This is a genomic window from Ensifer oleiphilus, assembly GCF_013371465.1.
GTDB lineage: Bacteria > Pseudomonadota > Alphaproteobacteria > Rhizobiales > Rhizobiaceae > Ensifer > Ensifer oleiphilus.
Map to the genome: position 1 here is coordinate 1,231,332 of NZ_JABWDU010000002.1, position 9,981 is coordinate 1,241,312.

8 protein-coding genes are annotated in these 9,981 nt (G+C 61.3%); 5 read left to right on the forward strand and 3 right to left on the reverse strand.

The annotated features are described in order from the left end of the window. Positions 1–69 precede the first annotated feature (69 nt). Together HT585_RS12695 and HT585_RS12700 are read right to left on the reverse strand one after the other, a co-directional pair. Positions 70–1,026 carry a DUF2950 domain-containing protein gene (locus tag HT585_RS12695; protein WP_176353212.1) on the reverse strand — a complete coding sequence of 319 codons (957 nt, stop codon included), beginning with the start codon at positions 1,024–1,026 and terminating at the stop codon, positions 70–72. Positions 1,027–1,051: 25 nt separating this feature from the next. Further along, a complete protein-coding gene (locus HT585_RS12700) occupies positions 1,052–2,515 on the reverse strand; it encodes a DUF3300 domain-containing protein (protein WP_176353213.1) in 1,464 nt (487 codons plus the stop codon). A gap of 375 nt (positions 2,516–2,890) precedes the next feature. Between HT585_RS12700 and HT585_RS12705 the strand changes: the two genes are divergently transcribed. The 5 genes from HT585_RS12705 to HT585_RS12725 all read left to right on the forward strand — a co-directional run bounded on the left by HT585_RS12705 (position 2,891) and on the right by HT585_RS12725 (position 8,534). Then, entirely contained in the window at positions 2,891–3,973 is a 1,083-nt protein-coding gene (locus HT585_RS12705) for a hypothetical protein (protein ID WP_176353214.1), read from the forward strand. 280 nt (positions 3,974–4,253) lie between these two features. After that, positions 4,254–4,883, forward strand: coding sequence for a PE-PGRS family protein (locus HT585_RS12710; RefSeq protein ID WP_176353215.1), 630 nt, complete (start codon positions 4,254–4,256; stop codon positions 4,881–4,883). A 101-nt stretch (positions 4,884–4,984) separates the two neighbouring features. Further along, on the forward strand, positions 4,985–6,700 hold the full coding sequence (locus HT585_RS12715; protein ID WP_176353216.1) for a type I secretion system permease/ATPase: 1,716 nt from the start codon (positions 4,985–4,987) through the stop codon (positions 6,698–6,700). Positions 6,701–6,713: 13 nt separating this feature from the next. After that, a complete protein-coding gene (locus tag HT585_RS12720; RefSeq protein WP_176353217.1) occupies positions 6,714–8,156 on the forward strand; it encodes an HlyD family type I secretion periplasmic adaptor subunit in 1,443 nt (480 codons plus the stop codon). A 108-nt stretch (positions 8,157–8,264) separates the two neighbouring features. Next, the gene (locus tag HT585_RS12725) at positions 8,265–8,534 is read left to right on the forward strand and encodes a transposase (protein WP_171986813.1); all 270 of its coding nucleotides are present in this window, start codon (positions 8,265–8,267) and stop codon (positions 8,532–8,534) included. 6 nt (positions 8,535–8,540) lie between these two features. On the opposite strand, the gene HT585_RS12730 is transcribed toward HT585_RS12725, so the two are convergent. Beyond that, on the reverse strand, positions 8,541–9,278 hold the full coding sequence (locus tag HT585_RS12730) for a LuxR C-terminal-related transcriptional regulator (protein ID WP_176353218.1): 738 nt from the start codon (positions 9,276–9,278) through the stop codon (positions 8,541–8,543). Positions 9,279–9,981: the final 703 nt, after the last annotated feature.

The following is a 9,981-nucleotide window of genomic DNA, read 5'->3' on the forward strand; positions in this document are numbered from 1 at the left end:
AGGACGCCGCGGCGCGGGCGCCGCTTGTCCCTTCCCCGCTTGCTCCTTGTTCTTGATACCCAAGAGCGCTCAATCCTCGGTAATGGTCCAGTTGTCGTTGGGATTGAACTGCTTGATATCGCGCGCCATCGCATCCGTGCCCGCTCCGAGATCGGCCTGATAGACGATACCGTTGCGATTGACGACGAAAGTATGGATGCCCGTTTCGCCGTATTTCACCGGCCAGGCGACGAGCCCGAAGCCAGCAATCATATTGCCGTTGATGACATAGTCGTAAGAGCCGCCGGCGATGTTTCCGCCCTGCCGCGTCAGGATCTTGAAGCGGTAACCGTAGTAGCCCTCGTTTGCCTTGGCCTTGTCCAATTGCGCTTGTGAAAGATCGCCTGCGGGACTGTCACCATCCCCCTGCTCTGCAGGCCAATAGAGACCATCCGTCTTGCCTTCGCTTGAAATCAGCTTCTGGGCATATTCGAACACACCATCCCCGTCGTGATCTTCCTGCGCGTATTCCTCCTGGGCGTCCACATAGGCTCGCACCGTGTTGATCGCCTCGAGCTCATTCTCACCGACCCGGCGATTGATGATCTCTTCGATCCCCGCATAAGTGTCGAAAGCCCACTTGCCGTCTTCTTCCTTGGCGATCGGGAAGGGCAAGGGCCAGAGCTCGTCACCGATCTCGATAATCTTGCTATCGCCGGCGTCCTTCAAAATGACCTTTTTGGCAGCACCTGCCTTGATCTGCTCGTAGGTATTCTTCACCCCTTCGCTCGTTTTCAGTTTTTCAGCATCAAGGCCGAGCAACGCGGCAAGCTTGCCCAGGTCGCCCGAGCTCACTGCGTCCTTGAAAGCCGAAAGCGCCTTCTCGGGGTCGTCGAAGGTGGGAGGATCGGTCGGTGAGATATAGTCCGTGAGCTCCGCTGGCTCGCTCTCTGCTGCCAACGTGGCTCCGGCATAGGCCGACAGGCCGAGCAGCACGAGCCCGATACCCGAACGGAAAATCATGCTCTGACGATGATACCTGGTCATGACCATACCCTCCCGTTTCACGCGCTCAACGACGACGTCCACCGCCACCACGTCCACCACCGCCACCGTGACGAGCCCCTCCGCCGCCGCTATGCCGGGCCATAGACCGCCCGCCGCCGCCGCCACCCTGACCAACGGACCGATGCGGCCTGCTCCCGCTGCGGGCGCCGCCGCCCATAGCCTGGCCGCCGCGTCGCGACTGGATCTGCGTCGCCTTGCCGGAACGCACTTCGCCGAGACCTGACGGTTTGCGCGGACGATTGTCGGCTTTTGCTGCCGGACGCGGCTTGCTCGCCGGCCGGTTGATCTTTCCGCCAGAACCGCCGCCGGGCTTCGAGATGTTTCCGGGCCGCTGCGCCGCGCCGGCGGCAGCTGCCTGCCTGTTGCCCGCTCCGGCATTCGGCCGCGCATTGCCCGCCCTGTTTTTCGCGCCATCGAGCTTGTTGCTGCGAACATCCTTCAGATCCTTGAAGGAGCCGGTATCGACCTTCTGGCGGAGGTTCGCGCTTGCGTTGCTTCTGGTGACCTTGGCCTTGTCGCGGATGTTGTTGTGGCCGTTGGCCTCGAGCTTGTTCTTCACGTTCGTTCGATCGAACTTGGCGAGTTGGTTCTTGTCGATGTTGATCTTGCTGCGATCGACATTCTTCCAGTCGATGTCGTTGAACTTGACCTTGCCGTTGATATTGTTGAGGCAGTTGTTGCAGTCGACGTCGATGTCGCCATCGTAGCGTCCGCCCCACACGCCCCAGTCATCCCAATCGACCATCGCACCGAAAACCGCTCCGGTCACAGCGCCTGCAAAGAACGTCGCCGCTGGATAATAGTAGTTCGGATAGGGCTCGGGATAATAGGAGAGCGGCTCCGGTGCATAATCCGGCACGTAGAGCATCTCCGGCTCATACTGAGGCACATAGATCTTTTCCGGATTGGCCGCCTGGATGATGACGTTGTCGTTCTCCTGAACGATCTTCATCTTGTCGTCGGTCTTCAGAACGCCTGAGGCGACCGCCTTGTCGCGAAGCTGCTGAATGGCGATCAGCACGTCCTTTTGCTGATAGGCCATCGCGTCGGAGAGCGACTGCGTCCAGTCGATGTCCTCGCTCATCATTTTCACGATATCGGGATAGTTCAGAAGCGAGATGACGCTGCCGTCCCAAGTGTCCTTTGGCTTCAGGTCCTTGTTCTTCTTGAGGTTATCAAGATAGCGCTCGCCCTCGATGATCTGCAGCGGAAAGAGCGAAGCCGACGCGATCAGCGCGACCAACTCGTCGGGATAGAGCGCGATACGGGCGACAAGGACTTCGAGCTCATCCTCGCTGAGCGGCTCCGGTCTATCCGCATCCGCCTGCTGCGCGGCCGCGGGATCGGCGGCGGCCTGTTCCTGTGCAAAGGCGCTAAAGTTGTAGGTGTAGGGCTCGGGTATCAGCAAACACGCGGTCGCCAGGAAACAGATCGATCGATGCAAACGGATGACACTCTTGACTGCCATTTCCCCTCCCGATCGGACGCACTGTGGCGTCACCTGTAGTCGTCTGCTGGTGCGTGGATCTCTTCTGCCTGTCTGCTGATCTTAAATGTCGGCGGCGCCTCTGGTGCAACCGTGGGGGCATATTAGTGCATAAGCTCTTTCTTTTTCAATGCACAAATGATGACCGCACGACGCCAACCGCTCTGGGTTGCATCAGGTTGGCGCGACCAGCCTTGATCCTACGGCCAAACGGCTAGACCCTGCCCAAATGGGCGTAGACGAATTGCAGGCTCTTCTTTTCCCGCAACTGGCTACAGAATAGCGGTTCAATTCGGAACCATGTCCTTGCGCGAAATTGCGGGGGGCTGCGCTGAACGGTGGATTGGAGAGACGGCGATGACGGAAACTCGTCCCTTGTCGGAAACGGCGCCGAACGCGAACACCAATCAGATCACGGCCGCAAGCGCTGCCGCCGGGCACCTCGCGCTGGTTCCCACCTGGCTTCCCCTCGAACTCGTTCCCGATCCGGACCACAATTCGGCCGGCAGCGGCGGCAATGGAACGAGCATCGGCACGCTCGACAGCAATACGCTCGCCGTCTTCATGCCTTCCAACGCCGCCATCACCGGGCCGCATTCGGCTGCGGACGCGCAACAGGGCAATGACGCGCTCATCAATCAGCATGTCACCGAGATGGCCGGCATGGGCGGTGATGGCGGCAACGGCAATGCCGCGGGCAGCGGTGGCGGCAATGCCGGCGGCGGCGGGCACGGCACCTTCATCGGCAGCCTGGTGAGCACCGACGTGGGCGTCTTTGCCCCGGTGAACACCGCGGTCGCGGGTGGGCCCGGCTCGACGGCGACCGCCAACCAGACCAACAACGCCGCGATGCTGCAAGGCGCGACCCAGATCGGCGGCATCGGCGGTGGAGGGGGCGACCACAACATTGCGGGTGGCGGATCTTCCGCGCACCACGACACATCCATCACCTTCACGGGCGATAACTTCGCCGGACACGGTGGCGACGGCACGTTCATCGGCAACATGATCGATGTCAACGTGGCGGTATTTTCGCCGATCAACATCGCCGTCGGCGCTGCGGGCGGCGACGCCCAGGCCCACCAGACCAACAACGCCATCTTCGATCAGGGCGGCGTGCAGATCGCCGGCATCGGCGGCGCCGGTGGCGGTTTCAACCTGTCCTCCGACACGATCTTCACCGGCGATCAGATGGCCGGCGGCGGCGGATCCGGCTATTCGAACGGCAGCATGGTCGATGTCAGCATCGGATATTTCCACCCCATCAATATCGCCGTTCCGGCCGGTGGCACGGCCGATGCGCAGCAACTCGACCATGTGCTCTACGATCAGCACGCGCTGCAGATGGCAGGCATCGGCGGGCTTGGCGGAGAGGGTAACCTGTCCGACGCCCATTCGGCGCTCGTCGACGATATCCTCAGCCTCGTGGATGGCAGCTGAATTTTGTCGAGCCCCGCCGCCGTGCTTCGACGGCATCGGTCAGACAGACAAACGCACCCCCAACCGGGTGCGTTTGTCTGTCCCGCGCACCCCATTGCCTGCCCCATATCCGCCAGGTGACCCATACCCCGCCCAAAGGGACGTCACCGATTGTCCAGCTAGCTCGCACGCGCAAGAACGCGCACCATTCAATTGCGGTTACCCCGTCTGCCACACGGTATCTCTTGCACCGAACCGCTGAGAGAACACGGGGGTTAAAGATACGTAGAGGAGCAACGCTATGCCTATTCCGCAAGCATCTGACACGATCAATCTCAGCAACTCCGACGCTGGCGACGCCAGTGCCGGCAACGGCGGTGATGGCTTCAACTATGGTGATATTCACTATAATCCGGTCGCCTATGTCGCCAATTCGCAGACGGTAGAAGGTGCCTACACCAAGCTCTACAACGGTGATCACGTCTGGCAGGACGCTGGATGGGGAACCGGTGACGGCGGCGAAGGCGGACTTGCCCAGGCTCGTGACGGCTTCCTTGCCTCGCTGACGAACAGCGGCTCCGGTGGAGCCGGCGGCGACGCCACCTCCAGTGGCGATCAAGGCAACACCAGCGGTGGTAACGTGGCAGCGGTCGCTGCGGACACCACGGCAACGCAGAACACGCAGTTCCTTGCCGACCAGCATGCAACCATTCTCGCCGGCGTTGGCGGCAATGGCGGCAATGGCAACCAGGCATTGGGCGGCGACATTTCTTCGGCCCTGGTCCACACGAATCCGTTTACGGAAACCAACACCTCGACCGAAACCAACACATCTACAGATACGACGACCGAAACCACAACGGTCTCGAACGCGCTCGACAATTTCATCAACGCGTTCGGATCGATCGACCTTAGCGATCTCGGTTCGTGAATTTGCAATGAGGATCGTCGGCTTCGGCCAACGATCCTCATCCTTACATGTGCCATGCCAAGCCCCTGCCTTGTCAGAGTCGATTGTAACGAGATCTGATAATGACAACCAACTCGCAACCCTCACCGCGCGAACCGACGCATCTGGTCATGGCTCTCCGAGCCTCAGCCGGAGCCTTCGGCTTGGTCTTCCTTTACAGCTGCGGCTACAACCTGTTTCTGCTCGCCCCTTCCATCTATCTGCTGCAAATCTACGATCGCGTGCTGTCGAGCCGCAGCGCCGACACGCTGGTGATGCTGACGCTGATTATCGCCGTCGCCGTGGTGGTCGGGTCGCTGCTCGACATCGTGCGTCGAGCCGCCCTTTCGCGCATCGGCAGCTGGCTGGACCATCGGCTGCGCCCGGTGGTTCTTACCGCCTCCTTCGAATATGGCGCGCGCACCAGCCCCGCGGTCGCGACGGATTGCTATAAGGACCTGTCGACGCTCAGGCAGTTTCTGGATTCGCCCGCGAGTTCGCTGCTCTTCGACGTGCCCTGGGCGCCTGTTTTCCTGCTGCTGCTGTTTCTCGTCCACCCGCTGCTCGGCGTCATCGGCTTGCTGAGCGCCGCCTCGCTGTTGCTCCTGGCGATCCTCACCGAATTGTCGACGCGACGTCCCCTGGACCACGCCAACCGTGCGCTTGCGCGCAGCTACCTGCGCTTTGCGACCGCCCTCAAATACATTCAGGTCATCCGCGCCATGGGCATGCAGGACGGCGCAGCCCAGATCGTCTACCGCGACGCCGAAGCGGCAAGGAAGGCCCAGGACGCCGCAATGCAGCGCACCGAGGTCATTCTCGGCCTGTCGAAATCCGTGAGAACGCTAACGCAAATCCTGATGATGGGCGCTGCCACCTGGCTGGTGCTCGAGGAAAATAGCAGCCCCGGCATCATCTTCGTCGCCAGCCTTCTGCTCGGCCGCGGTCTGGCGCCGGTCGAAGGGGCGATCGGCGCCTGGCGCTCGGTCGCCTTCGCCCGCAATGCCTTCAATCGGCTCAATCAGATGTTAATTGCCGTAGCCGCCGACAGCGACGCGCGCATGGTGCCCGTGCCCGAGCCGAGCGGCCTTATCCTCGACAGTGTTGGCTACACCCTGCCCTATCCGGACAGGCAGATCTTGCAGGGCGTCACTCTGCGGCTGGCGCCAGGCGATTGTGTGGCCCTGATCGGGCCATCGGGGTCGGGAAAATCAACGCTCGGACGGATCATTGCCGGCGTCGAGCCAGCAACGAGTGGCTGTGCCCTTCTTGGCGGCGTCGACATCGCCGCCCTGCGCCTGTGTGCGGGGACGCGCCATGTCGGCTACCTGCCGCAGGACATCGAACTCTTCGGCGGCGCGGTCAAGGATGTGATCGGCCGACTGGATGGAGCCGATCCCGGCAAGGCGATCGAAGCGGCGAAGCTCGTCGGCCTGCATGAGACGATCATGCGGCTGCCCAAGGGCTACGACACCGACATCGGCGAAGGTGGCGGGCTGCTCCTGAGGGCGCAGCGCCAGCAGCTTGGGCTGGCGCGCGCTGCCTATGGCAATCCATCGCTGGTGGTGCTCGATGATCCGAACTCGAGCCTCGACTACGACGGCGAACGCAAGCTGTTCACGGCCATATCGCGGATGAGATCGCGCGGCATGATCGTCGTCATCATCACCCATCGCATGGGTATCCTGCCCGTCACCAACAAGATCGCCATCCTGCGCAACGGCACGGTCGATGCCTTCGGCGACAGCGAACAGATCTTCGAGGCGCATCTTCAGCCTCCGGCGCGAACCGGAACGTGAGGAGGACGAAACGATGCATCTCGTTCAGATCGAACCGCCCCCCGCACGGATCATTGGCGCGGCGAACGCGGCCCATCGCTCGATAAAGCCGCAGGGCGCGATCGGAAAACTGCTGACCTATTCGCCGCAGGACGGCATCAACCCGATCGAGCTCGCGGCCGCCTCCCCGATGTCACGGCTGCGTTCCGTCGCCTGGACCGGCAATCTGCTGATCGGCTTCTTTGTCATCGGCCTTGGCACTTGGTCGGCACTGGCGCCGCTCAGCAGCGCAGCGATCGCCTCCGGCGTCGTCGAACCGGAAACCAGCCGCAAGACCATCCAGCATCTCGAAGGCGGTATCATCAGGCAGATCCGCGTCAAGAACGGCGATGCGGTCACCTCCGGCCAGGTGCTGATCGAACTGGACGACACCAAATTCCGCTCCGAACGCGACAGCCTCCAGGGACAGTTGTGGGACGCGGATGCGAGGCGCGCACGCCTGCTTGCAGAGCAGGACGACGCAGACAGCGTAACGTACCCGCCCGAAATGCTGGCAGCGATGGCCGACAATCCGGCAATCGGGGCGATCGTCACCGGCCAGCAGCGGATCTTCGAAACCCGACGCCAGGTGTTGCGGTCGGAGATCGCAATCACGCAGGAAAGAATGAAACAGGTGCAGCAGGAAGTCGCCGGTCTTACCGCTCAGAAGGCGGCTCTGAGCGAACGGGTCGAAATTTCCAGACAGGAGCTTGAGAGCGTCACGACGCTGACGGCCAAGGGACTGGAAAAGAAAAGCCGTGTTCTCAACCTGCAACGGGAAAAGGCGGATATCAGCGGGCGCCTTGGCGAAATTTCGGCGCAGATCTCCCGTGCCTATCAGGTGATCAGTGAAGCCCAGGCCTACCTCGTGAAACTTCGAAGCGATCGGCTGAACGAAGTCGCCCAGACCATGCGCGAAACGGAAACCCAGATCCTGCAGCTGAGCGAAAGGATGCGGGCGATCGACGACCAGTTGGCCAGAACCGAGATCCGGGCACCGGAAGACGGTGTCATCATGGATTTGCGCATCCATACCAGCGGTGGTGTTATCGGCGCCGGCGAACCGCTTGTCGACCTCGTGCCGCGCAAGGGACGCCTGATCGTTTCGGCCAGAGTGCGACCCGAGGACATCAATCTGGTCCATCCCGGTCTTGCGGCACAGATCCATCTGCTGCCGTACAATCAACACCGAGTACCGCTTCTGAAGGGAAAGGTCGAGTATGTCTCGGCGGATCGCCTGGTCGACAAGCAAACCGGGCAATCCTACTACGCCGCCACGATCCATGTCGTGGACGAACGGTTGGCCAAGATGAGCGAAGTCGAGTTGGTAGCCGGCATGCCTGCCCAAACGTTGATCGAAACGGGCACGAACAGCGTCGCCCTCTATGCGCTGAGGCCGCTGCTGGACAGTTTCAACAGGGCATTTCGTGAGGACTGAAACATGCTGTAGCCGGCTGCTCTGTGCGCGACGCGAATGGAGGTACGTGCTCCGTTGCCGCCCCATGCCCCTTGCATCCCTGGCTTGGTTCCACCGAAGGACACCATGATGGGCAAGCGAAAGTTCGATGACGACGAGATCATGGACATCCTCCGGGAGCACCAGGCCGGCGCGACAGTGGCCGATGTCTGCCAGCGTTATGGTGTCAGCGAACCGACTTTCTACCGCTGGCAATCCTCACAGCTTCGAACTGTTGGCTTCGACGTCAAACGCATAAGGGCACTGGAACAGGAAAACCAGAAGCTGAAGAAGCTTCTGGCCGAAGCCATGCTGACAGCCGCTACGCTGAGCGAGATGCTGGAGAAAACCTCGAAATGACGGCGGCTACGTCACCGCCGCTCCATCGCCGGGCGACGATCTGCCTCCAAGCCGTGCGACCACCTCCGTGCGGTTCTGCACCTGCAGCTTGCGCATGATGTGCTGGAGATGCATCTTCACGGTATGACCCGACAAGTTCAGCTTGCCGGCGATGACCTTGTTCGAGGAGCCGCACTGCAATTCGGCCAGGACGTCAGCCTCGCGTGGCGTGAAGTCGGCCAGGATAAGACCGTCGCTGCGCAACCGTTTGGGTTCGCGCTGTCCCTCCACGGGCACCACATGGAGCGCCGCGTCGTCGGCAAATGCTCCCAGCGGATGCGGACAGAACACGCCGCCGGCAAGCACCAGCCTCAAACCGGCAAGCGCAATCTCGATTGGCAGCGCGGTGGTGAAGAAGCCGCGGATCCCCATCTGCAGTGCCTGCGCCGCGATGGATATATCGTCGGTATCTGACAGCAAGGCGATCGGCGCTTTGGGAAAGCGCGCGGCAACGGCCGCCAGATCGTCGAGCAAGCTGCTGCTTCTGACGCCCCTCCCCGCCAGATCGAGCGTAATCAAACGCACGTCCATGCCGAGAGCCTTGTCCAGGCTCGCAGTCGAGATCATATCGATGAAGGTCCACCCCGCGAGTTCGCGCTCGAGCAGCGTGACGATGGCTGTGCGGGCAAGCGTATGTGGTTCGATGACGATGCCGGTCGGTGCATTGCGCGCTTTGCGGCGCACCGCTCCTGAACTGATGGACACAGGTCAACCCCCAGGATGTTTGCAACCTCTAAGGGATGCATACTAGGCCCGAAGATGCGTCATGTCATGAGAAAATCAGGATTAATCCGATTGGACCAATTGAAGCAAGAGATTGAAATATATCGTGTTTTCTGACTCGTTTTTCCGGCTCGGGCCGTTGTAACATATCTTGAGTAGCGAAATCCGCGTTGCTCATCGAGATGGTGATGCAAGGTGTGTCCATCCAGCGGCCCGAAATTTACAACTGAATCTGGTGATCCCTCCTGGCAGCCAAGGCGACGTTCGGCAAACGGCCCTGCCCGCAGCCCGGGAGCGCAGGGCGCTTTCGCTGGAATATTTCAGCCATGCGTACCCATGAGGTCTACCGCAGGCGGCTGCACACTGCGTTGCGATCCGAAGAATTTCAGGCTGTGAACTGCGCCCGCGCGCAGCTTGACCGCCTCCAGGATCGGCTTCCCAGCATCGCGTTCATGCATCCTCGGTCCAAGCGAGCGCGCTTCTGACTCCGCGCGCAAGGTTCGCTCACCTGGATCGGTGAGCTGTGCGAAACGGCCTTGCGCCTTGACCCCGTCCATCGGCGGAGCGGCGTGCGCCTCCGAAACGCGAAAAAGCCCGCCGACCTTTTGGGTCTGGCGGGCTATTTTTATGATTTGGTTGCGGGGGCAGGATTTGAACCTGCGGCCTTCAGGTTATGAGCCTGACG

What these genes read in the sequence shown, in the direction of transcription:
- HT585_RS12695 (WP_176353212.1), bottom strand. Translation starts at nt 1,026, where the DNA reads ATGACCAGGTATCATCGTCAGAGCATGATTTTCCGTTCGGGTATCGGG.
- HT585_RS12700 (WP_176353213.1), bottom strand. Translation starts at nt 2,515, where the DNA reads ATGGCAGTCAAGAGTGTCATCCGTTTGCATCGATCGATCTGTTTCCTG.
- HT585_RS12705 (WP_176353214.1), top strand. Translation starts at nt 2,891, where the DNA reads ATGACGGAAACTCGTCCCTTGTCGGAAACGGCGCCGAACGCGAACACC.
- HT585_RS12710 (WP_176353215.1), top strand. Translation starts at nt 4,254, where the DNA reads ATGCCTATTCCGCAAGCATCTGACACGATCAATCTCAGCAACTCCGAC.
- HT585_RS12715 (WP_176353216.1), top strand. Translation starts at nt 4,985, where the DNA reads ATGACAACCAACTCGCAACCCTCACCGCGCGAACCGACGCATCTGGTC.
- HT585_RS12720 (WP_176353217.1), top strand. Translation starts at nt 6,714, where the DNA reads ATGCATCTCGTTCAGATCGAACCGCCCCCCGCACGGATCATTGGCGCG.
- HT585_RS12725 (WP_171986813.1), top strand. Translation starts at nt 8,265, where the DNA reads ATGGGCAAGCGAAAGTTCGATGACGACGAGATCATGGACATCCTCCGG.